21 protein-coding genes are annotated in these 20,959 nt (G+C 62.4%); 8 read left to right on the top strand and 13 right to left on the bottom strand.

Annotated elements, in window-relative coordinates; translation table 11 throughout:
• Positions 1–2: 2 nt before the first annotated feature.
• The 4 genes from E0L29_RS01605 (at position 3) to E0L29_RS11480 (ending at position 2,108) form a co-directional block, all read left to right on the top strand.
• A complete protein-coding gene (locus tag E0L29_RS01605; protein WP_131353847.1) occupies positions 3–521 on the top strand; it encodes a hypothetical protein in 519 nt (172 codons plus the stop codon).
• Positions 522–663: 142 nt separating this feature from the next.
• Complete coding sequence (hisN, locus tag E0L29_RS01600; RefSeq protein WP_131353845.1) at positions 664–1,431, top strand: histidinol-phosphatase; 768 nt, start codon at positions 664–666, stop codon at positions 1,429–1,431.
• Positions 1,432–1,444: 13 nt separating this feature from the next.
• Positions 1,445–1,993 (top strand): hypothetical protein, encoded by a 549-nt coding sequence (locus E0L29_RS01595; protein ID WP_131353843.1) that lies wholly within the window; start codon positions 1,445–1,447, stop codon positions 1,991–1,993.
• On the top strand, positions 1,962–2,108 hold the full coding sequence (locus E0L29_RS11480; protein ID WP_165498798.1) for a hypothetical protein: 147 nt from the start codon (positions 1,962–1,964) through the stop codon (positions 2,106–2,108). Before E0L29_RS01595 ends, E0L29_RS11480 begins: the two co-directional genes overlap by 32 nt.
• Here E0L29_RS11480 and E0L29_RS01590 read toward each other — a convergent pair.
• The 4 genes from E0L29_RS01590 to ccsA form a co-directional block, all read right to left on the bottom strand.
• Positions 2,095–2,841, bottom strand: a complete 747-nt coding sequence (locus E0L29_RS01590) for a uroporphyrinogen-III synthase (RefSeq protein WP_131353840.1) — start codon at positions 2,839–2,841, stop codon at positions 2,095–2,097. The two genes, E0L29_RS11480 and E0L29_RS01590, sit on opposite strands and share 14 nt — an antisense overlap.
• Positions 2,841–3,782, bottom strand: coding sequence for a hydroxymethylbilane synthase (gene hemC / locus E0L29_RS01585; RefSeq protein ID WP_131353838.1), 942 nt, complete (start codon positions 3,780–3,782; stop codon positions 2,841–2,843). Before hemC ends, E0L29_RS01590 begins: the two co-directional genes overlap by 1 nt.
• A 21-nt stretch (positions 3,783–3,803) precedes the next feature.
• Entirely contained in the window at positions 3,804–5,081 is a 1,278-nt protein-coding gene (gene hemA, locus E0L29_RS01580; protein WP_131353836.1) for a glutamyl-tRNA reductase, read from the bottom strand.
• A 119-nt stretch (positions 5,082–5,200) separates the two neighbouring features.
• Complete coding sequence (gene ccsA, locus E0L29_RS01575) at positions 5,201–6,046, bottom strand: cytochrome c biogenesis protein CcsA (RefSeq protein WP_131353834.1); 846 nt, start codon at positions 6,044–6,046, stop codon at positions 5,201–5,203.
• Positions 6,047–6,199: 153 nt separating this feature from the next.
• On the opposite strand from ccsA, the gene typA reads away from it, so the two are divergent.
• Positions 6,200–8,026, top strand: a complete 1,827-nt coding sequence (gene typA / locus E0L29_RS01570) for a translational GTPase TypA (protein ID WP_131353832.1) — start codon at positions 6,200–6,202, stop codon at positions 8,024–8,026.
• A gap of 97 nt (positions 8,027–8,123) precedes the next feature.
• On the opposite strand, the gene E0L29_RS01565 is transcribed toward typA, so the two are convergent.
• From E0L29_RS01565 to bshB1, 5 genes are all read right to left on the bottom strand, one after another.
• The gene (locus E0L29_RS01565) at positions 8,124–9,224 is read right to left on the bottom strand and encodes a chlorophyllide a reductase iron protein subunit X (RefSeq protein ID WP_131353830.1); all 1,101 of its coding nucleotides are present in this window, start codon (positions 9,222–9,224) and stop codon (positions 8,124–8,126) included.
• Positions 9,225–9,232: 8 nt separating this feature from the next.
• A complete protein-coding gene (bchC, locus tag E0L29_RS01560; protein WP_131354688.1) occupies positions 9,233–10,234 on the bottom strand; it encodes a chlorophyll synthesis pathway protein BchC in 1,002 nt (333 codons plus the stop codon).
• 8 nt (positions 10,235–10,242) lie between these two features.
• On the bottom strand, positions 10,243–10,716 hold the full coding sequence (bchF, locus tag E0L29_RS01555) for a 2-vinyl bacteriochlorophyllide hydratase (RefSeq protein WP_131353828.1): 474 nt from the start codon (positions 10,714–10,716) through the stop codon (positions 10,243–10,245).
• A gap of 111 nt (positions 10,717–10,827) precedes the next feature.
• The gene (locus tag E0L29_RS01550) at positions 10,828–12,510 is read right to left on the bottom strand and encodes an ABC transporter substrate-binding protein (RefSeq protein ID WP_131353826.1); all 1,683 of its coding nucleotides are present in this window, start codon (positions 12,508–12,510) and stop codon (positions 10,828–10,830) included.
• 11 nt (positions 12,511–12,521) lie between these two features.
• A complete protein-coding gene (gene bshB1 / locus E0L29_RS01545; protein ID WP_131353824.1) occupies positions 12,522–13,271 on the bottom strand; it encodes a bacillithiol biosynthesis deacetylase BshB1 in 750 nt (249 codons plus the stop codon).
• 83 nt (positions 13,272–13,354) lie between these two features.
• Here bshB1 and dut point away from each other — a divergent pair, with 83 nt between their 5' ends.
• A complete protein-coding gene (gene dut / locus E0L29_RS01540) occupies positions 13,355–13,801 on the top strand; it encodes a dUTP diphosphatase (protein ID WP_131353821.1) in 447 nt (148 codons plus the stop codon).
• 10 nt (positions 13,802–13,811) lie between these two features.
• Here dut and E0L29_RS01535 read toward each other — a convergent pair whose 3' ends face one another.
• The 4 genes from E0L29_RS01535 to E0L29_RS01520 form a co-directional block, all read right to left on the bottom strand.
• Entirely contained in the window at positions 13,812–15,287 is a 1,476-nt protein-coding gene (locus E0L29_RS01535; RefSeq protein WP_131353819.1) for a sigma-54 dependent transcriptional regulator, read from the bottom strand.
• A gap of 136 nt (positions 15,288–15,423) precedes the next feature.
• Entirely contained in the window at positions 15,424–16,113 is a 690-nt protein-coding gene (csmH, locus tag E0L29_RS01530) for a chlorosome envelope protein H (RefSeq protein WP_131353817.1), read from the bottom strand.
• A 130-nt stretch (positions 16,114–16,243) separates the two neighbouring features.
• Positions 16,244–17,605 carry an FAD-dependent oxidoreductase gene (locus tag E0L29_RS01525; RefSeq protein WP_131353815.1) on the bottom strand — a complete coding sequence of 454 codons (1,362 nt, stop codon included), beginning with the start codon at positions 17,603–17,605 and terminating at the stop codon, positions 16,244–16,246.
• Between the two features lie 138 nt (positions 17,606–17,743).
• Positions 17,744–17,935 carry a hypothetical protein gene (locus E0L29_RS01520; protein ID WP_131353813.1) on the bottom strand — a complete coding sequence of 64 codons (192 nt, stop codon included), beginning with the start codon at positions 17,933–17,935 and terminating at the stop codon, positions 17,744–17,746.
• A gap of 259 nt (positions 17,936–18,194) precedes the next feature.
• On the opposite strand from E0L29_RS01520, the gene E0L29_RS01515 reads away from it, so the two are divergent.
• Positions 18,195–18,719, top strand: coding sequence for an Lrp/AsnC family transcriptional regulator (locus tag E0L29_RS01515; RefSeq protein ID WP_131353811.1), 525 nt, complete (start codon positions 18,195–18,197; stop codon positions 18,717–18,719).
• A 76-nt stretch (positions 18,720–18,795) separates the two neighbouring features.
• On the top strand, positions 18,796–20,940 hold the full coding sequence (locus E0L29_RS01510; RefSeq protein WP_131353809.1) for a glutamine synthetase III: 2,145 nt from the start codon (positions 18,796–18,798) through the stop codon (positions 20,938–20,940).
• Positions 20,941–20,959 lie beyond the last annotated feature (19 nt).

The following is a 20,959-nucleotide window of genomic DNA, read 5'->3' as shown; positions in this document are numbered from 1 at the left end:
TTATGATCGGGATTGCCCAGGATCGAATCAACGTCGTCGCCGAAAGCGCAAAAGGACGGACAGGCCGGCTTATGGAGCGCACGGAGCCGGAAGGGCGCGGGGCGGTTTCCTCGCAGTACCTGCGCGAGATGCTGCGCTGGTCCGCAGGCCGGCCGTACGGTTTTCCGGCACAGGCCGGATTCCGGACCGTCCGCACGAGTGCCTGCGTTGGCAGGGTTTTCTTTTCGATAACGCATGTCGCCGCGTTCAAGGGATCCCTCCAGGTCACCATCACCCCCGACCCGGCGACCGCCGTCGGTGCCGGGGATATTCGGCTGCTCTATGCAACCTTCAGTGCGGGGCCCTCGAACTTTCAGGCGACCTCCGCCCTTTCGCTGCCCGATGGGAGCATACAACTCACATTCCGTGGTGTCGGGCCCTATGCCGGGTGCCTGACCGGCATCAGGGCTGCGGCGGGAGCGCTGCTCGTTGAGGGCCGCCCGAATGCGGCGGTTACGGTGATTCCCTGTAAGGGGTTCTAGCAGTCAGCTCTTGGGTCCCTGTTCGGGATGGCGGGGATAACGCGGTTCAGGCATGGATAAAGCGGAGGGGCTCCCGGCGGAGCAGGCGGAATAATTTCTTATATTTTTTTTGTCCCGCCACTGCCAACAGTCCTGAACCCTTATGAACACCGATCTCCAGCTGGCCCGGAACCTCGCCCTCGAGGCGGGAGAACTGGCTCTCGAATATTTTTCACGCAAGTCGCTGAAGGTCGACACCAAGCGCGACGCTTCACCGGTCACCGAGGCTGACCGGCGTGCCGAGGAGCTGATCCGCAGCGGCCTGGCGGCTCGCCATCCGGCAGACGGCCTCTTCGGCGAGGAGTTCGAAGAGCGTCCCTCCGGCAACGGTCGGCGCTGGATCATCGACCCCATCGACGGCACCCGCTCCTTCATCCACGGCGTTCCGCTCTGGGGCGTCATGATCGCCCTCGAAGTGGAGGGGCGTCTCGAACTCGGCGTCATCAACTTCCCCGTGCTCGGCGAGCTCTACCATGCCGGGAAGGGCTCTGGGGCGTTCATGAACGGCGTGCCCATCTTTGTTTCCTCCATTGCCGACATTCCCGCCTCCACCGTCGTCTTCACCGAGAAGGAGTACCTGCTCGACCCGCCTTCGGAGCATCCTGTCGACCGGCTCCGCCACGAGGCGGGGCTCGTGCGCGGCTGGGGCGACTGCTACGGCCACATGCTGGTGGCTTCGGGAAGGGCGGAGGTGGCCGTCGACAAGATCATGAGCCCCTGGGACTGCGCCGCCGTCATCCCCATCGTTCTTGAAGCCGGAGGCAAGTGTTTCGACTACCGGGGCCGGACCACGATGAGTGGCGAAGGGCTCGTCAGCGCCAACGGCCAGCTCGGAGACGGCCTGCTCCGCTCCATCGCCCAAACGAACTGATCCCGGCTGCCGTATGATACTCGTTCTCCTGATCCTGGCTGTCGTCCTCCTCTCGCTCATCCTCCTCATGATGCTTTCCGGCTGGCCGGGCCGCGAACGCAGGGCGCTCGACGAGATGGGCCGGCAGATCTACCGCGAGCTGGCCGAGCACCGCAGCGAGACCGTGCAGCTCCTGCACGCCATGAAGATCGAACTCGAGGAGTCGCTGCGCGAGGCCGTCGAAGAGGAGGTCGGCTCCTTTGCGCCGGCAGGGCCGAAACGCGTCGCGGCGCTCCGCCGGGCCCCGGCGCCGAGGCGTGCCGTGAAACTGCCGCCGCAGCCGGCGATCTCTTCGGGGAACGAGGGCGCCGGGTCTCCGGCTTCAGTTGCCGAAGAGGCCGGGCCGTGGCCGTCCTCCGTTGAACAATCAGGCCAGCTTCAGCTGTTTGAGGAGGATCGCCTCCCTTCGGCCGCCCCATCCCCGCGTGAATCTCCGACCGCTCCTCCGGAGCCCCCTTCCCTGCCTCCCGAAGAGGAGATGGTGCGGGTCTATGCCGCAGACGACCTTCCCGACGTCGACTGATTTCCTCCAGGCGCCGTTCGGGCGAATCGAGCCCGGCGCCCTGCAGCTGCAGGCGGCCTGTGGCGTCGAAAAGATCTGGCTGTTTGCGGGAATCGGGGCGTTCAGCGCGACTTGAGCGCCAGGGCGATGGCCTCGGCGAAATGCGGCCCGTCGAAGTATTCGGGGATCACGTCCACCCTTACGCCGAGCTTTTCGAGGGCTGCGGCGGTGGTCGTGCCGATGGCTGCGACAAGGACCCCTTCGGGCAGGGCAGTCGAGCCCATCGCGTCGAAGAAGTTGACGGCGGTGGAGGGGCTCGTGAAGGAGAGGCAGTCGAGCCGGCCTTCCAAGAGCATTGCGCGGATTCTTGCGGAGTCTTCCAGCGAGGGCGGGTTGTTCTCGTAGACGGTGATCTCCACGCAGGTCCCGCCACGTTCGGCGATGACCTCGGGAATGACGCCGAGCGAGAGGCTGCCGCGCAGGAACAGGAAGGTCCTGCCTTCGATCTCCTGGTCGGGGATGCCGGCCATGAGGTTGACGGCGTCTGCGATCCTCGGCACGGGCTCGGTGGTTACCCCGTACTTACCGAGATCCTTCTCCGTGGTTTTTCCCACAGCCCAGACTTTGGCCTCCCGGAGCCGCTTGAGCTCGTCGGGGCGTTCGTCCATGAGGCGCTGCATGAAGGTGCCCACGCTGTTGGGGCTCGTGAAGAAGATGCCGCTGAAGGGGGAGAGGTCGGGAACCGTCCAGCCTGCGGCCGGCCGGATCTCGATCGTCGGGAAGACGACCGAGTCCAGATTGTGCCGGCTGAGTTCGCCGACGAATGCCGCGGCCTGATGCTCCGGGCGGGTGACCAGAACGGTCGGCATCAGCAGCTCTTGCGGATTTCGGAGAGGATCTTTTCAGCGCCCTGCGCGAGGAGCATCTCGGCAAGCTCGATACCGGCTTCCTCGGCCTGGCTCGGCGAGGTGAGGCCGGTCTTGGTGATCTCGTCGCGGATGCCGACGGTGCCGTCGGTGGAGCCGACGAACGCCAGCAGGTGCAGGTTGCCGTTCTTGAAGGAGGCGTAGGAGCCGATCGGGATCTGGCAGCCGCCCTGGAGGTGGCGCAAAAGCGAACGCTCCGCCTTGCAGCAGTATTCGGTGTTCGAGTGGTTCATCACCTTGACGATCTCACGGGTCTGCTCGTCGTCGACGCGGGTCTCGATGCCGAGCGCGCCCTGGCCGACTGCCGGAAGCATGATCTCGTGCGGCAGGATCTCGGAGATGCGGTCGCTGAAGTTGAGGCGGTAGACGCCGGCGTAGGCAAGCATCATGGCGTCGAAGTCGCCTTCGTCGAACTTCTTGAAGCGGGTGTTGAGGTTGCCGCGGATGTCGCAGATCTCGAAGTCCGGGCGGAGGCTCTTCAGCTGCGACATGCGGCGCAGGCTGCTGGTGGCCACCTTGGCTCCCTTCGGGAGGTCGAGCAGCTTGGCGCCCGATTTCGAGATGATGACGTCGCGGGTATCCTCGCGCTCGGTGAAGGCGCTGATGATGAGCCCTTCGGGGGTGGCGGTCGGAACGTCCTTGAGGCTGTGCACGGCCAGGTCGATCTCCTTGGCGATCAGGAACTTCTCGATGTCCTTGGTGAAGAGTCCCATGTCACCGATCTTCGAGAGCGGCGAGTCGAGCAGCACGTCGCCGGTGGTCTTCACCAGCTTGAGGGTGATGTCGAGGTCGGGGAAATGCTTCGAGAGCTCCGCTTTCGTGAATTCTGCCTGCCAGAGAGCGAGAGGGCTGGACCTGGTACCGATGATAAGCTGTTTTTTCAAGGCGGTTACGGATTTGGTGATTTAGTGGGACTGGTTGGGCTCTTCAAGATCAAATACGTTGCGGACGAGGTCGACCCTGCTCGGCATGCTGTCGGCGGTGCTGACGGGCGCCTTGAGCATCTTGATGGGGTGGTGCAGGATCTTTTTCATGATCCTGTCGGTGAGATGCTCCATGCGCCGGAGCTCCTCTTCGGAGACTTTGTGGCGGTAGCGCTCGAGCTCCTTCTCCTTGATTTCGATGAACTTCGACTGGAGATCGACGATGGTGGGACGCACCTTGAGGGTGTTGATCCACTGGCCGAAGGCGACCAGCTCCTCGTCGATGATGCCGTGCACCTTCGGCAGCTCGAGGCGGCGGCGCTCAAGGTTCTTGTCGATGATGTGCTTGAGGGCGTCGATGTCCTTGAGGAACATGTTCTGCAGCTTGCCGATCTCAGGATCGGCGTTGCGCGGCAGGCCGAGGTCGAGGATGATGACCGGCTTCAGGCGGCGCTTCTGCATGGCCGCGTGCATGTCGGCCTCCGAGATGATGTAGTCCTTGGTGCTGACGGCCGTGATGATGATGTCGAACTCGTGCAGGTGCTCCTTGTAGCTCTCGAAGGGGAGCACCCGGTTGGTGCCGAGCTCTTCGGCGAGCGCTTCGGCCTTCGACTGGGTACGGTTGGTGATGACGATGTTGCGCGCGTTCTTGGCGAACATGTGCTTGGCCGCCAGCTCGCCGGTCTCGCCGGCGCCGACGAGCAGGATCTTCTTCATCGAGAGGTTCGAGAAGATCTTCTGCGCGAGCTCGACGGAGGCGTAGCTGACCGAGACGGCGCCCTCCATGATCTTGGTGCGGGTCTTGACCTTCTTGGCAACACTGAAGGCGGTGTGGCAGAGCCGGGTCAGCAGGATGCCTGCGGCCTGGACTTCGGCGGCGATGCGATAGGCCTCCTTGACCTGGCCGAGGATCTGTCCTTCACCGAGGATCAGGGAGTCGATTGCGCTGGAGACTTCGAAGAGGTGGCGTGCGGTGCCGCAGTAGAAACGGCTGAAGAAGTGTTCGGGACGGACGTCCTTGCGGGCGTCCTTGAACGAGATGAGGTACTCCTTGAGGTATTCGCCGGTGACCTCGTGCATCGCCGGTACGACGTAGAGCTCCGTCCGGTTGCAGGTCGAGAGCACCATCGCCTCGTGGGCCAGTCCTCCGGAAATGAGACCGGTGATGAACTCCTTGTTCTGAACTTCTGAAAGAGAGATTCTTTCCCGGATTTCAATGGGTGCTGTTTTGTGATTGACACCGACTGAAATGATGTTCATAGCAGGGCTGTTTTAGTGAACCGGTTATGCGGGGTATGGTGGAAAATCCATGGATTCCGGCATAAAGCTGAGTCTGAAATATATCTCACTGCCCCCATATTTTCAAATGCGGGGACGATTTATAGGGTCGTGCTGTGGAAGGTCGGAGAAAATACGGTCATCAGCGTGATGAGGAGCGTGATGAAGACGAAGAGGAAAATGAGCAGGTATGCCATGTGCTTGATGTCCCATCCGAGGAGCGGGCGGATGAAGATGCTCACGCCGTAGATGAGCCAGATCGCGATCAGCGTGATGAGCTTGGGGTCGAGGATGTTGATCGCTCCGCCGGTTGCGTTCTGCTCGAGCATGCCGGCGAAGAGCGTGACGGAGAGGAAAATGAACCCGAAGGCGACGGCGTGCATGATGAGCCGCTCGAGCACCTCGAGGTTCGGCAGCCGCTGGAAAAGCAGTTCGAAGCGGTTCCGCTGGATCTGGCGGAAGAGCAGGAGGTAGAGGATGCTGTAGAGGCCGGCGATGGCGATGGCGCTGAAGCCGAAGATGGCTGCGACGAGGTGCACCCCCATGCCGATGCCGGTGAAGATCTGGCCGTCGCCGGGTGCCTGGGCGGTCATGATCGACGATATCAGTTCGGCGCCGGTGGCGAACGCGATGACGAAAAAGCCGGTTTTGTCGCTCTTCGTGGTGAACTCGATGAAGAAGTAGGTGGTCGTCAGCGTGAGGGCCACCATGGTCATGATGTTGAAGGTGGAGTAGCCGATCCGGTACCCCTCGATCGAGGTCAGGAGCCCGAGGTAGACCAGGTGGGTCAGGAGGGTGAGCAGCAGCGCGGGCTGCTTGTACTTCTTTGCCGGCTGCCAGTCCCTGAAGAAGTGCGCGGCGTAGAGGAACGTGGTGCCGATATAGAGCATCGAGACGACCTGCGTCAGGATGAAGAGAGGGAAGTTGCTGGAGAGTATGTTGTTCATCGCTAAGATATGTGGGGGAGCGCGGAAGTCAGGTGGAGCGGCCTCTGTCTCCGGGAAATGTGTACGGTGCGCTAAAGCGTTCGGAAAGCAAGGAAAAAGATGTATATTCCGCCCGTCATAGAATATAAATATACTTTTTTACAGGAAAAAAAGATGAGCACGAACAAGAATATCCGCAATATCGCCATCATCGCGCACGTCGACCACGGCAAGACGACGCTGGTCGATTCGATTTTCCAGAATACAGGCGCCTTCCGCGAGAACCAGCACGTCGATGTTCGTGTCATGGACTCCAACCCGCAGGAGCGCGAGCGCGGCATCACGATCTTCTCCAAGAATGCTGCCGCCATGCACAAGGGAACCAAGATCAACATCGTCGACACCCCGGGCCACGCCGACTTCGGCGGCGAGGTCGAGCGCATCCTGAAGATGGTCGACGGCGTGCTTCTGCTCGTCGACGCCTTCGAGGGCCCCATGCCGCAGACCAAGTTCGTGCTGCGCAAGGCGCTCGAGCTGAAGCTCAAGCCGATCGTCGTCATCAACAAGATCGACCGGCCGCAGTCCGATCCCATCAAGGTCCACGACCAGGTGCTCGACCTCTTCATCGCTCTCGGCGCCGACGAGGACCAGCTCGACTTCCCCTACCTCTTCACCTCCGCCAAGAACGGCATCGCCAAGTACGACATGGCGGACGAGGACGGTGACATGAGCCTGCTCCTCGACATGATCATCAAGGAGATCCCCGCTCCCAAGACCAACGACGAGGGCGGCTTCCAGATGCTCGTCACCAGCCTCGACTACAATGACTACATCGGCAAGATCGCCATCGGCCGCATCTATCGCGGCAAGGTCGCTCCCGGCAACCAGCTGGTCGTCGTCGAGCCCGAGGGCGTCGTCGGCAGGGGGACGGTGACCAAGCTTTTCCAGTTCGACAAGATGCAGCGCGTGGAGGCCAAGGAGGCCTCGTCGGGAGACATCGTCGCCATCGCCGGCATCCAGGACGCCACCGTCGGCATGACCCTCACCTCCCCCGACTCCCCCGAGATCCTCGAGTCGTTCGAGATCAGCAAGCCGACCCTCTCCATGCTCTTCTCGGTGAACGACTCCCCGTTCGCCGGCCAGGAGGGCAAGGAGGTCACCAGCCGCAAGATCCGCGAGCGCCTGATGAAAGAGGTCATGACCAACGTTGCCCTCAACGTCGAGGAGACCGAGAGCGCCGACACGTTCCGCGTGTCGGGGCGCGGCGAACTCCACCTCTCCGTCCTCATCGAGACCATGCGCCGCGAAGGCTATGAGCTGGCCATCGCGCGCCCGCAGGTGATCATGCACAAGGACGAGGCGGGCGCGCTGCTCGAGCCGATCGAGCATGTCACCATCGACATTCCCGACGAGTACACCGGTGTCATCATCGAGAAGATGGGCCGCAGGAAGGCCGAGATGACCCACATGGGCACGCTGCGCGGCGGCATGGTCCGTCTCGAGTTCGAGATCCCGACCCGCGGCCTCATCGGCTACAACCTCGAGTTCACCACCGATACGAAGGGCGAGGGCATCATGGCCCATGTCTTCCACGAGTACCAGCCGTTCCGGGGCAAGCTTCCCGGCCGTGAAACCGGAGCCCTGGTCGTCGCCGAAACCGGCGTCTGCGTCGCCTATGCCCTGAGCAGTCTCGAGGATCGCGGCACATTCTTCGTCTCCCCCAACACCAAGGTGTATGCGGGCATGGTCGTCGGCGAGTCCACCCGCGGACTCGACATCACCATCAACGTCTGCAAGACCAAGAAGCTGACCAACATGCGCTCTTCGGGTACCGACGAGTCCCTGCGCCTCACCCCTCCGAGGATCCTTTCCCTGGAGCAGGCGCTCGAGTTCATCAATGACGACGAGCTGCTCGAGGTGACCCCCGAGAGCATCAGGATCCGCAAGAAGATCCTCGACCAGAACCAGCGGGAGCGGGCCGCCAAGAAGGCGAACGCCTGACCAGAAGCCGCAACGGCACAAAACGGAGAGCCCCTGCACGTCGGAGTGATGTGCAGGGGCTTTTGCGTTCGGGTTCCAGTCGGTTCAGGGGCAGGCCTCAGGCGTTGAAGAAGAGCCTCCTCAGCTCCTTGCGGGCGCGGGCCAGATCCGCTTTCGCTTCGCTTTCCGCGCAGTGCAGCGCTTCGGCGATCTCCATAAGGCTCCTTCCCTCCCGTTCGTGCATCCTCCAGACCGCCTGCAGCCGCTCTTCGAGCTGCGATGCGCAAGCGTCCATCCTGGCTTCATCTCCCGTGCCGGCGCTCCGGGGCTTTTCTTCAAAGGAGCTTCCGGTTCCGGACAGTTCGGCTTCGGTTGCCGGACGGGGGCGATCTTCGTTGACCTCTCCGAAGAGGCGGACGAACTCCCCGAACTCGAGCCCCGTGCCTTCCGACGCTGCGATGCGGTTCTCCAGGAAGTCGCGGGCGAGGGTTTCGAAGCGCCGGCCGATCTCCGGCAGGCGGACGGCGAAATCGAAGCTGTCATCCATATCGCGGGCTTCAAGGTCGTAGGGGACCTTCATGAGCACGTTGATGCCGGCCGCTTCCGCGTAGCGTTCGGCGACTCCGCTGCCGTCGTCGCGGTTGATGATGAGCCCGAGCAGGCGGGAGCGGCCGCCGACCGACCTGAAATAGTTGTTGGCGCGGCAGATGTTGTTGGCCGTGAAGATCGACTGGCGGTCGTTGCTGGTGACCAGGATCACGTCCTGGCTGAGCGAGCGGGCCAGCGGCGTGGCGAACCCGCCGCAGACGACGTCGCCGAGGAAGTCCATGAGGATGACGTCGATATCCCACTTGAACAGGCCGAGCTTCTCGAGCAGGTCGAAGCCGGAGATGATGCCGCGACCGCCGCATCCGCGGCCGACCTGCGGACCTCCGAGCTCGATGCCGTAGATCGGCCGGGGGAAATCGGGGATGTCGCGGCGGAAGACGATGTCGCCTACACGGAGCTCTTCGCCGCGCGCGTTCTTCTCGGTGAAAACCTCGGTGACGGTCGGCAGGGAGATGCCGCCGAAAAGCGAGGTGGTCGAGTCATGCTTCGGGTCGCAGCCCAGCTGCAGGACCCGCTTGCCCATGAGCGAGAAGGTCGCGCTGAGGTTGGTCGTCGTGAAGCTCTTGCCGATACCCCCCTTGCCGTAGATCGCCAGTGTGCGTGCTGCCATGAAGGGGCTCAGGGTTGTGCCGTATGGCAGGGTTTGGCGTACGTTTCGGCCTCCTTTTTCCAGGTCAGGACCATCTTCATGCAGTCCGGGTCGGTAAAGGCCTGCAGGTAGGCTTCGGTGATCGATTCGTCCACCCGGTGGTGGTGGGTGAAGATCTTTTCGGTGTCGAGCCGCCCCTCGGCGATGAGCCGGCGGACACGCTCCAGGTCGCCTTTGGCCCACTGCTTGGCGGCGATGAAGGAGAGCTCCTTCTGGAAGGCCTGGGAGTAGTCGATGTTCATGCGCTGGTAGTAGCCGCCGAAAACGACCCGGCCCTGGAAGCGCAGGAAGCGCAGTCCGGTCTCGATGGCCGGCATGATGCCGGTGCTGTCGATGAGCACGTCGAACTCGTGGCCGGCGAGGGCGGCCGAGACATCCTCGGTCTCGGGGTTGATCCTGATGTCGGCGGGGGAGTGCTTCAGGCGGTTTGCGGACGGTTCGGTCGCGGCGACGAGCTCCGCTCCCATGAGCTTGGCCAGTTCGGCGGCAAGGAGGCCGACGGCGCCCTGGCCGAGCACCAGCACCTTCTTGCCCCTGACCTCGGCGAGGTCGACGATGTGCAGGGCCGTCGCGCCGAGCGGCAGGGCGATGCCGCACTGGGGGTTCTCGATGCCGTCGAGCACGGTCAGGCTCTCGACCGGGCAGGCGACGAACTGCGACGCCCCGCCGAATGCGGCGTTGACGCCCTCGTAGCCGAACGAGCCTGCGATGTAGGCGAATTTGCCGACGAGCTCCTGGTTGACGTGGCCGCCGACCTCCCTGATGCGGCCGACGGTTTCGTAGCCGGGAATGAAGGGAAAAATGAAGGGCGGGGAGGGGATGAGCCCGTTGAAGGCCATCTTCTCCGTTCCGGTGCTGATGGAGGACCACCAGGTTTCGACGAGCACGTCGGTCGAGGAGAGCGGCTTGAGCGACACTTCCCTCAGCTCGATCTGGCGGACGCCCGTAAAGACGATCGCTTTCGATGTCATGTTCGGTTTCATGCGGCCCCTCCGGCTTTCACCTTCTTCTCATGCCGCTTCTCGAGTATCAGCCGGATGACGAACTGGGCCGCGTTGACGAGGTAGCTGAGATATGCGGCCAGTGCCGTCCAGACGAGGATCGAGTGGTCGAAGCCCATGTAGAAAAGTACGAAGTAGGAGACGTGCACCACCATGGCGATGGAGCTGCCGAAGTCCTCCCAGAAGAACTCGGGAGCGAAGGCGAAGGCGCCGAAGACCTCTTTTTCGAAGAACCCTCCGGTGATGAAGATGAGGAAGAGCATGAAGGTCTTCAGGGTCACGAAAAAGGTGACCCAGGCGAAGTTGTCGATCCAGATGTCGTACTTGTAGAGGTAGGTGACGGTGACGCCGCCGAGGAAGATCAGGAACTGGATGGGTGCCAGGATGGCCTGCACGGTCGTCCAGACGGAGGCGTTGCGGCGGGCGAGCTGCTCGGGAGTATAACGGGGCATAGGGCTGAAGGGGTTCACGGGTAGAGAAACGGGGGCGGGCGCCTGGGCTCCGCCCCCCGAAAATGCATGGAAATATAGCAATTCGATGAAAATATCCCTTGGCCAAACGCTTCAGCGCAGCGTCCAGTCATAGGCGTTCCAGAGCGTGGAGATAAGGTTGACGTCGGCATGCTCCACCCTTCGGCTGAATCCTTCGAGCTCGTCGTAGTAGTAGAGGAAGGTGCGCGGCTGCTCGTCGTGCAGGATCTGCTGGTACTCCCGCCAGAGCGCCAGCTCGCGTGCAGGGCTGGTCGGGCCGCTGAGCGCTTCGATGACCCGGTCGAGCCGTTCGCTCTGGAATGCCGAGGAGTTGAAGGGGCGTTTCTCGAAGTCCGACCCCCAGATGATCAGCTGGAAGGGGAGGGTTTCGGCGGCAAGGCCCGAGAGGGCCGCCTCGTAGCGGAACTCGTTCTGGTTCTTCAGGAAGATGAGGCTCTCGTCGAAGCGGAGCCGGCATTCGATGCCGATGTCGCGGAGGTTCTGCTGGATGATGGTCGCCGCATAGTTCCTCCTGGGGTTGCCGACCGGTGCGGCAAGCTCGAAGGAGAAGCGCAGGCCGTCTTTTTGGAGGATGCCGTCCGGTCCGGGCGTCCAGCCGGCCGAGGCCAGCAGCTCCGAGGCCTTCCGGGGATCGTAGGCGTAGGGGTCGAGCGAGGTGTCGGCGATGTGGCGGTAGGCGGGGGAGAGCGAGGTATTGACGATTTCGGCATGGTCGGGCCCCATGAACCCGTCGATGATCGACTGGCGGTCGATCGAGAGCGTGAGCGCGCGGCGCACCCTCCTGTCTCCGAAGAGCGGGTTGGGCTCGACTGCGTGGCGTTCCCTCCAGGCCGCGCCGTCGATGTTCAGCCAGACGATGCTGTCGAAGTAGCGGTCCTTCACCGGGCGGATGACGACCCCTTCGGCCGTGCGCTCGAGATCCGCCACATCCTTCGGGTTGATGCCGCCCGCCGAGAGCATGGCGTCGACCTGGCCCGAACGGAGCATCGCCAGGCGGGTGGTATACTCGGGAACGATGAGGAAGATCAGCTGCCGGGTCGCCGCGGGGTGCGGCAGGGTCGAGGTCGAACTTGATTCGAGCACCAGCTTCTGCTGGCGGTCCCAGCGGGCTACGCGGTAGGGGCCGGCTCCGACGACGGGGATTTCGGCCGCCCTGCTCCTGATCTCCTCGGGGCGGTAGTTTCGGAAGAGGTGTTCGGCCACCGGCATGAGATCGTTGAAGTGGTCGAGGATGATCGCCGGCGAGAGCGGTCGGCGGAAGCGGAGCACCAGGGTCGAGTCGTCGGGGGTCTGGACAGCGCGTTCGATGTCGGGGGTGCCGTCCTCTTTCAGGAGCAGATCCCCGAGGTAGTGCTGGCGCGTGCTGGCCACGGCGGGGTTCGCGTAGAGGCCGTAGGAGAACCTGAAGTCGTCGGAGGTCAGCTTCTCTCCGTCCTCCCAGACGGCGTCCGTTTTCAGGTGGAAGGTGGCGCTGCGGCCGTCCGGGGAGAACTCCCAGCGCTCGGCGGCTGAGGGCAGGAAGGTGATCTCGCCCTTCTTTCCGTCATAGGAGGGCTTGACGAGCGAGGGGTAGATGAGCGTGCAGGCTTCGCGCGAGAGCGAGAGCTGGATGAGCAGCGGATTGAGGTAGTCGAAGTCGGCCGAAACTGCCGCGATGACGCTCTCCCTGCGGGCCGCATCGTTGTTCTGGCGGCATGAGGTGAGGGCGCCCTGCAGGAGCAGCATGGCAAGGAGGGCGGTGAGGATTCTCTTCATGGGGGAGGCGGTTAATGGTCGGGGAAGCATGCCGTGAAGGAGTGCACGGCAGGGACGGCGGAGAGGAGGAAGCCTTCGCCGTAGAGCGCGCCGATCTGTTCGCCGAGGGCGCGGGCGCGGGCTTCGAGGCCGCTGAGGAACTCCTTGCGCTTGATCATGGTGGCCGGCGCGTCAGGGTCGCCCTCCTGCCAGAACTGCGAGGCGAAGGCGAGGACGCCCCTGCGCGACGCTTCGAAGGTTCGGGAGACGTCGACGATCATGTCCGGCGGAAGGTCCCGGTACTGGATATAGTGGAAAAGGTGCCGGGGCCGGTGCGCCTCCTGCTCCTTGCCTTCGAAGGTGGTCTTCAGCTGGCGGAGCCCGGCGTAGTAGCAGGCATCGGAGACCAGCTTCGAGGCTTTCACATGGTCGGGATGGCGTTCGTCGGGAGGGTTGCAGAAGAGTGCCGCCGGCCGGAAGCGGCGGATGACCGAGACGACGGCGTGGAGGTTCTCTTCGGTATAGAACAGCTTCGAGTCTCCGAGGTCGAGCTGCACCCGCTCGAGGTAGCCCATCGCCCTGGCGGCCGCCTCGGCTTCCCTGCGGCGGCTTTCGGGGGTGCCGAGCGTGCCCATCTCCCCCCGGGTAAGGTCGCAGACGGCGACCTGGCGGCCTTCGCCGATAATGTTCAGCAGCGTCGCCCCGCACGAGAGTTCCACGTCGTCGGGATGGGCGCCGAAGGCGAGCGCGTAGACGCCCCGGCCGTCACTTTCGATTTGCATCGTATATTGCTTACTGGTCCCGGGTTCCTCCGGGCGGCGCCACGGGCCGCGGGAGGGTTCCCTCATAAAAAAAAGTACTGCAGATGCTGAAAGTAAAGATTGTGCGGCTTAACAAACAAGCCTTTCTGCCCGTTTATGCCACACGCCATGCCGCCGGCATGGACGTCTCGGCCTGCCTCGAGGCTCCCGTCACGGTCCGGCCCGGCACGGCCGAGCTGATCCCGACGGGTTTGGCCATCGAGCTACCCGAGGGGTACGAGGCACAGCTGCGCCCGCGAAGCGGCCTGGCCCTGCGCAGTCTCATCTCGCTGCCGAACACTCCGGCCACGATCGACGCCGACTACCGGGGAGAGGTGAAGGTGATCCTCATAAACCACGGCACGGAGCCGTTCCTCGTTAGCCACGGCGACCGTATCGCGCAGATGGTCGTCGCCCGTGTCGAGCATGTCGCTTTCGATGAGGTCGACGAACTCGGCGCAACGGAGAGAGGAGAGGGCGGATTCGGCCATACGGGAACGGCGCGCCGGTGACGCGTCGCCCTCAGCCGGTTTTGAGGTAATCCAGGCCGAACTTGTCGAGCTTGCGGTAGAGGGTCGCCCGTCCGATGCCGAGTATCCGTGCGGTTTTGGTGAGGTTGCCGTTCGAAGCCTTGTAGGCTTTCAGGATGGCTTCCCGTTCGTGCTCCTCGAGCGAGTATGATTGCATGTTGGGGCTGTGGCCCGATTGGTCCGGAGCGCCCGGCTGCCGGACGCTTCCGCCTGCATTGACGCCGCCCTCTATTGCGGCTGCGCTTCCGGCCCCGTGCGAATGGAGCGGGCGGAGCGTTTCGATTATCTCTCCCTTCCGGGTGACGGCCGCACGCTGGACGGCGTTCTTGAGCTCGCGGATGTTTCCCGGCCACTGGTAGCTCTTCGAGCCTTCGAGCGCTTCGTCGCTGAAGCTGATTTTCCCGATGCTGTTGGCGCTGGCGAACTCCTCGAGGAAGTGGCTGGCCAGGAGCGGGACGTCGTCGGGACGCTCCCTGAGGGGAGGGAGGTAGAGCGGGAACTCCTCGAGCCGGTAGTAGAGGTCCTCGCGGAACCGGTTGGTGCGGATGGCATCGGTGAAGTTGCGGTTGGTTGCCGAAATGACCCTGAAGTCGACCGCCCGCTCGTTTTTTTCTCCCACCCGCCGGATCTTCCTCTCCTGGATCACCCTGAGTACTTTTGCCTGGATGTCCCTGTCCATATCTCCGATCTCGTCGAGGAAGATGGTGCCCTTGTCGGCCTGTTCGAAAAACCCGGTGTGGTCGGTGGTCGCGCCGGTGAAGGATCCCCTGGCGTGTCCGAAGAGGATGCTGTCGGCCAGCGAGCTCGATATGGCCGCACAGTTGACCGAGACGAAGGGCCCCCGGCTCCGGCGGCTTCCCTGGTGGATCGCCTGCGCGAAAAGCTCCTTGCCTGTGCCGCTCTCCCCGAGGATGAGGACGTTCAGGTCGGTTTCCATCACCTGCATGGCCTGGTCCATGGCCGATTTCAGGCTGCGGCTGCGGCCGATGATCTGGCGGAAGACGTCGCGGCTCTTGAGCTCCTTTTTGAGGGTCCGGACTTCGCCCTGCAGCGCCGAACCCGCAAGGGCGTTGCGCATGACGATTTCAAGGCGGTCGACGTTCAGCGGCTTGGTGAGGTAGTCGTAGGCGCCGAGCTTGATGCACTTGACCGCCTGGGGGATCTCGTGCGATGCCGTGATGATGATGACGGGGACGGTGATGTTCTGCGATTTCATGAAGCGCATCACCTCGAAGCCGTCCTTTCCCGGCATGTTGATGTCGAGCAGGACGACGTCGGGCGAGTGGGTGCTGATGGCGTCGATGGATTCCATTCCGTCATTGACGACGAGGGCCTCGTAGCCCATTTTCCGCACGAAATGACTGAAGATCCTCCGCGACGTCTCGTCGTCGTCGGCTACGAGTACGGAGTGCTTCTCCTTCGGGGCGCCTGAAGCTGCCGTCGGGAGGTAAGGGTATGTCTTTTTCACTACGGTGTTCCTTCTCGATCCGGGGGAGGGTTTCCGGTACAGAAAAGCTGAAAACCCCCCACTTGGGGGATCTCGGGGGATTTTCAGCAATCAGTCCCGCCGCTTCGACGGCGGGGTACTAGGGGGGGGGCGTTCTTCAGTTTTTCCTGCCGGGGACGGGCTTTGCAGGTGCTGCGGGTGCTGCTGGAGCTGCCGGTGCCGGTGTCGGTGCCGGAGTGCTCTCTTTCTGCGAGAAGGGGATCTGCTGGATCTCCTTTTTCACCTTGTCGCCGGCTGCGCCCATCGTCATTGCGCCGGGCATGACGCCGCCCATCAGCTGGCCGAGTCCTGCGCTGACGTTGTTGAACAGGTCCTGCACCTGGCCGGTCTGGACGGTGGTGTTCAGGTTCTCGAGGATGTTCGTCCAGAGCTTGCCGAGCTCCTGGAACGAGCTTTTCACCTGTTCCGAGTTCAGGGTGGCCGTGACGCCGTCGACGAGCTGGCCGGTAGCCGAGCTGACGGTGTTGAGCATGTCCTTGACCTGGTCGGAGTTCATGGTGGTGGTGACGCCGTCGACGAGCTGGCCCGTGGCCGAGCTGACGGTATTGATCATCTCCTTGACCTGGTCGGAGTTCATGGTCGAGGTGACGCCTTCGATCAGCTGGCCGGTGGCCGAACTGACCGTGTTGAAGACGCCCTGCATCGATTCGATGGTCGAGTCGATCAGTACGCCCACGTTGCCGATAAGATTGGCCATGTCGCCGTTGCCGACATTGTCGCCCTGGGTGGTTGCCGGCTTCGCCGGTGCCGCCGGAGCTGCCGGTTTGTTGAGCTCTTCTGCTGCCATGATGCTGTAAGGTTTATGGATGGTTGTTGGTGTTGATAGTCGTTGTTGCAATATACGCAATCCCTTCACCAAGTCCTTGATAGGGCGGATTCAATAAAAAGATGCCGCCCTGCTCATGCTTCCCCGGTTCCTATGCCCCGAACTTGGCCATCAGCTTTTCGGCCGCCTGCCGTCCGCTGAGCGCCGCGCCCTCCATTGAGGCCAGGTAGTGCTGGTCGGTGTAGTCGCCGGCGAGGAAGAGGTTCCTGACGGGACTCAGCTGGTCGGGGCGGTACTGGTCGACGTCGGGCACCGCCTTATAGACCGACTGCGGGATCTTGACGATGGTCGACTTGAGCAGCTCTGCATCCCGCGATTTCGGGAAGCGGCTGCGGATGTCTTTCATAACCAGTTCGGTGATGACGTGGTTCGGCATGTCGAGGAACTGGTGGGCCGGGGCGATCACCAGGCTCATGACGCTGCCGCCGTTTGCCGTGCCCATTCCCTGCTGGAAGTCCTCCGGGCAGGTGATGGAGACGTCGGCGAAGGTTGCGAAGGTGGTCCCTTCCGAGAACATGAGGTTGTCGGTGTCGGTTATCTTCCGGTCGAACCAGAGCTGGCAGTTGATGACCGGGCTTCCGGTGAACTGGTGGAGGTTGCGGAAGTAGTCGTGCCGCAGCCACTCGTCCGGGAGGATCTTCTTGAGGTTGTGGACCGGCAGGGCCGAGATGAAGGCGTCCGCCTCGATGGTGTGGCCGTCCCGCAGCACGGCGCTTTTGATGCTTCCGTCGTCTTCGAGCTCGAAGCGGCTCAGGCGCGCGTCGACGAATATCCTGCCGCCCCGGCTCTGGATGTACTGGCGCATCGGCTCGATCATCGACTCCCCGGGGTTCTTGCGGAAGAAGCCGAACTTGGTGGCCGCGTAGTCGGTGCCGAAGTACTTGAAGATGGTGATCATCGGCCGGGCGCTGATGACGTTCGGCTCGATGAAGTTCATCGCCAGGGCGATGGCCCGCCAGAGTTTCTGGAGGGAGTGCTCCGAGGCTCCGTGCAGCCGGTGCCATTCGGAGTAGGTCATGTGGTCCTGGCTGCGGAAGTACTCCTCGTTTCCGGCAAGCGCCGGCCAGAGGCCCTTGATGAGCGAGATCTTGTCCCACATGGTGAGGAAGTCGGCCTGCAGGCCGCCGACCACCTCGGCCCACGGGCTCGGGAGGTTGGCCTTGCGGAAGGAGGATTGGGCGCCGCCCTCTTCGGCGTAGATGAGGGCGTGGTCCTTCCATGCGTAGTTCTCTGCGGCGCCGACCCGTTTCAGGTAGGACTGCAGCTGCGTGTAGCCGCCGAAGACGATATGGAGGCCGGACTCGATGGAGTCGCCGTCGCTGTCTTTCCAGACGGAGACTTTTCCTCCGAGCACCTTGCGCTTTTCGTAGAGTTCAACGCTGTGGCCCTTGTCGACAAGTTCTATGGCGGCCGAGAGTCCAGCGACTCCTGCACCGAATATGGCTATTTTCACCGTTCTGCTGCTCTTCTTTGATGGATGGAAACTTCAGTGATGGAGGCGCTTTTCCCCCCTGCTACTGCAATTCACACGTGAATATAGGGATTTAGGGCGGCATTTCGGAATGTCGCATGATCCCGCTTCGGGACTTTTTCAGCGGGTGAGCGCCCTGAGAGCCCTGTCGATCTCGGAAATCATTCGCAGTCCGAGCTTCAGGCTTTCCCTGACGACGAAACGCAGGTCTTCTGCCGCCACCCTCGGGGCGGGTTCCGGGTAGCCGTTCTTTTCGATGGTCTTGATCTCGTCGGGGCGCCGATCCGGCAGCTCTTCCTGGTGGGTACTCATTGCTGGTGGGGGATGTGTCTCGTTTTTTAGGGCGGACTCTTGCTGCGAATTGAATAAATTGCACAATCACGGGAAGGAAAGCAATACGAAACAACCCGATACGCCACCCTCCCGTTCCCCGTCGGCTGCAGTATGAATCGGCCGCCCCTAAATTTTTTAAGGAATATTGCGATAATATGATGTCTTTTTAAGAAAAGCGTTGCTTATTTCTTAGAATTGTGTAATTTTCTTACAAATTCGAATTAAATCCGCTTCCATTATGTCGGGACATCTTGATCTGATCGACCTGAAAATCATCGAGTCCATGGGGGCCAACGGGCGGATCCGGCTGAGCGAGCTGGCAGAGATCGTCGGACTTTCGATCCCTTCCGTCAGCGAGCGCCTGGACAAGCTCCAGAAGAACGGCATCGTCGAGGGGTTCACGACGGAGGTCAACGAGCGCCAGCTTGGTTTCGACATCCAGGCGTTCGTGCGGGTGCGGGTGGATTCTTCGAAGCATTACAAGTCCTTCATGGAGCATGTGATGAAAGAGGACGAGATCATGGAGTGCTTCTCCGTTACCGGCGAGGGATCGCACATCCTCCGGGTCATGACCCATAACACCGGTTCGCTCGAGAAGTTCCTCTCGCGCATCCAGAGCTGGCCGGGAGTGATGAGCACGAATACGAGCTTCGTCCTCTCCCAGCTGAAGAAGACGCGCAAGATCAACGCGGACATCATCCGCAAAAACCTTCAGGACCGCCAGGTGCTCATCACCTACGACGAGAAGAAGTCGAGGAAGTAGCAGGGGGTCCCGATACCATAGAACAACAGGCATTCAGACGACAGGCAACACCAAGCAAACCAACAAGGAGGTTCTCTTGAGCATCGAGAATAAGAATGTAGTTTCGACCTATTTCGGGTCGATGACCTTTGACCAGAAGGCCATGCGTTCCAGGCTTCCCAAGGAGGTCTTCAGCGCACTGCAGGAGACGATCAAATCCGGTCGCGACATGACCGAGGATATCGCCGGGGCCGTTGCCCACGGCATGAAGGAGTGGGCCATGGACAACGGCGCCACCCACTATACCCACTGGTTCCAGCCGATGACCGGCTCGACGGCGGAAAAGCACGACGCGTTCCTCTCGATCGACCGCGACGGAACGCCTATCGAGCGTTTCTCGGGCGAGCAGCTCATCCAGGGCGAGCCCGACGCTTCGAGCTTCCCCTCCGGCGGCATGCGCACCACCTTCGAGGCCCGAGGCTATACCGCATGGGATCCCTCCAGCCCCGCTTTCCTCATGAAAGGCGGCAGCGGTGTGACCCTCTGCATCCCGACCGTCTTCATCTCCTATCACGGCGAGGCACTCGATGCCAAGACGCCGCTGCTGCGGTCCATGAACGCCGTCAGCAAGTCCTCCATCCGCCTTCTCGAGGTTCTCGGCACCACCGGCGTCTCCCGTGTCAAGACCTTCGCCGGCGTCGAGCAGGAGTACTTCCTCATCGACAAGAAGTTCTACACCGAGCGCCCCGACCTGGTCATGAGCGGCCGCACCCTGCTCGGTGCCCTGCCGCCGAAGGGCCAGCAGCTCGAAGACCACTACTTCGGCTCCGTTCCGGACCGCGTCCTTGAGTTCATGCAGGATGTCGAGCACGAGCTCTACCTGCTCGGCATCCCCGCCAAAACCCGCCACAACGAGGTTGCGCCGCACCAGTTCGAGATCGCTCCGCTCTTCGAAGAGGCCAACGTGGCCGCGGACCACAACCTCCTCATCATGGAGGTGATGCGCAAGATCGCCGACAAGAAGGGATTCGCGCTCCTGCTCCTCGAAAAGCCCTTCGCCGGCATCAACGGCTCGGGCAAGCACAACAACTGGTCGATCGGCACCGATACCGGCATCAACCTGCTCGATCCGGGTGACACCCCCGAGAAGAACATCCAGTTCCTCGTCTTCCTCGTCGCCGTCCTCAAGGGCGTCTACAAGCGTTCCGACGTGCTCCGCATGTCGATCGCCAGCATCGGCAACGACCACCGTCTCGGCGCCAACGAGGCTCCTCCGGCCGTCGTCACCGTCTTCCTCGGCGACCTGCTCGAGCGCGTGCTCGACGCGATCGAGAGCGGCAAGATCGACCTGAAGACCGAAAAGCAGGTCCTCAACCTCGGCCTCTCGCAGGTTCCGGTGGTCAACAAGGACTACACCGACCGCAACCGCACCTCGCCCTTCGCCTTCACCGGCAACAAGTTCGAGTTCCGCGCCGTCGGTTCCAGCCAGGCCGTTTCCGTGCCGAACATGGTGCTCAACACCCTCATGGCCGAAGCCGTCGATGAGATGGCAGACGCGATCGAAGCCAAGATGAAGGGCGGCAAGGACCGCGATACCGCAGTGCTCGAGACCCTGCGCGAAGAGATCACGGCCACCAAGGCGATCCGCTACCCCGGCGACAACTACAGCGATGCGCTGCAGCAGGCTGCCAAGGAGCGCGGACTGCCGAACCTGAAGAACACCCCGCAGGCGCTGCGCACCCTCGAGAAGAAGGACGTGCAGGATGTCTTCGTCAAGTACGGCGTGCTCAGCGTCCCCGAGATCGAGTCCCGCCTCAACATCCGCCTCGAGCGGTATGTGAAGGGCGTCGACATCGAGGCGCGCACCCTCCAGCTCATGCTGAAGACCCTCGTCATCCCCGACGTCTCGGAGTACCAGGGCGACATCGGCAGCTCCTTCAACAACCTGCTCTCGGCAGCTGACGAGATCGGCCTTTCGAAGGCCGCCCTCCAGAGCCAGGCGGGCCACCTGAAGACCCTCGCCGAGAACCTCTCGCAGCTCATCGACCTCACGGGCGAACTTGACGGACTGGTCGCCAGGCTCGAGACGATCGAGGGCGAGTTCGAGCAGGCAGACTTCTGCGCCGACACCCTCTTGCCCTTCATGGTCAGGGTCCGCGAAGTGGCCGACCGCCTCGAGCTCATGGTCGACCGCAGCCGCTGGCAGCTTCCGACCTACTCGGAGATGCTCTTCGACCACTGATCGGAAGAGTGTAGCGTTC

Source organism: Chlorobium sp. N1 (genome assembly GCF_004332115.1).
In the GTDB taxonomy this organism is placed as follows: Bacteria; Bacteroidota; Chlorobiia; order Chlorobiales; family Chlorobiaceae; genus Chlorobium.
This window is presented reverse-complemented; position numbering and strand designations above follow the sequence as displayed.

Excerpts from the sequence above, each read along its gene's own strand:
- E0L29_RS01605 (WP_131353847.1), top strand. The coding sequence starts at position 3 with ATGATCGGGATTGCCCAGGATCGAATCAACGTCGTCGCCGAAAGCGCA.
- hisN (WP_131353845.1), top strand. The coding sequence starts at position 664 with ATGAACACCGATCTCCAGCTGGCCCGGAACCTCGCCCTCGAGGCGGGA.
- E0L29_RS01595 (WP_131353843.1), top strand. The coding sequence starts at position 1,445 with ATGATACTCGTTCTCCTGATCCTGGCTGTCGTCCTCCTCTCGCTCATC.
- E0L29_RS11480 (WP_165498798.1), top strand. The coding sequence starts at position 1,962 with ATGCCGCAGACGACCTTCCCGACGTCGACTGATTTCCTCCAGGCGCCG.
- E0L29_RS01590 (WP_131353840.1), bottom strand. The coding sequence starts at position 2,841 with ATGCCGACCGTTCTGGTCACCCGCCCGGAGCATCAGGCCGCGGCATTC.
- hemA (WP_131353836.1), bottom strand. The coding sequence starts at position 5,081 with ATGAACATCATTTCAGTCGGTGTCAATCACAAAACAGCACCCATTGAA.
- ccsA (WP_131353834.1), bottom strand. The coding sequence starts at position 6,046 with ATGAACAACATACTCTCCAGCAACTTCCCTCTCTTCATCCTGACGCAG.
- typA (WP_131353832.1), top strand. The coding sequence starts at position 6,200 with ATGAGCACGAACAAGAATATCCGCAATATCGCCATCATCGCGCACGTC.
- E0L29_RS01565 (WP_131353830.1), bottom strand. The coding sequence starts at position 9,224 with ATGGCAGCACGCACACTGGCGATCTACGGCAAGGGGGGTATCGGCAAG.
- bchC (WP_131354688.1), bottom strand. The coding sequence starts at position 10,234 with ATGACATCGAAAGCGATCGTCTTTACGGGCGTCCGCCAGATCGAGCTG.
- bchF (WP_131353828.1), bottom strand. The coding sequence starts at position 10,716 with ATGCCCCGTTATACTCCCGAGCAGCTCGCCCGCCGCAACGCCTCCGTC.
- E0L29_RS01550 (WP_131353826.1), bottom strand. The coding sequence starts at position 12,510 with ATGAAGAGAATCCTCACCGCCCTCCTTGCCATGCTGCTCCTGCAGGGC.
- bshB1 (WP_131353824.1), bottom strand. The coding sequence starts at position 13,271 with ATGCAAATCGAAAGTGACGGCCGGGGCGTCTACGCGCTCGCCTTCGGC.
- dut (WP_131353821.1), top strand. The coding sequence starts at position 13,355 with ATGCTGAAAGTAAAGATTGTGCGGCTTAACAAACAAGCCTTTCTGCCC.
- csmH (WP_131353817.1), bottom strand. The coding sequence starts at position 16,113 with ATGGCAGCAGAAGAGCTCAACAAACCGGCAGCTCCGGCGGCACCGGCG.
- E0L29_RS01520 (WP_131353813.1), bottom strand. The coding sequence starts at position 17,935 with ATGAGTACCCACCAGGAAGAGCTGCCGGATCGGCGCCCCGACGAGATC.
- E0L29_RS01515 (WP_131353811.1), top strand. The coding sequence starts at position 18,195 with ATGTCGGGACATCTTGATCTGATCGACCTGAAAATCATCGAGTCCATG.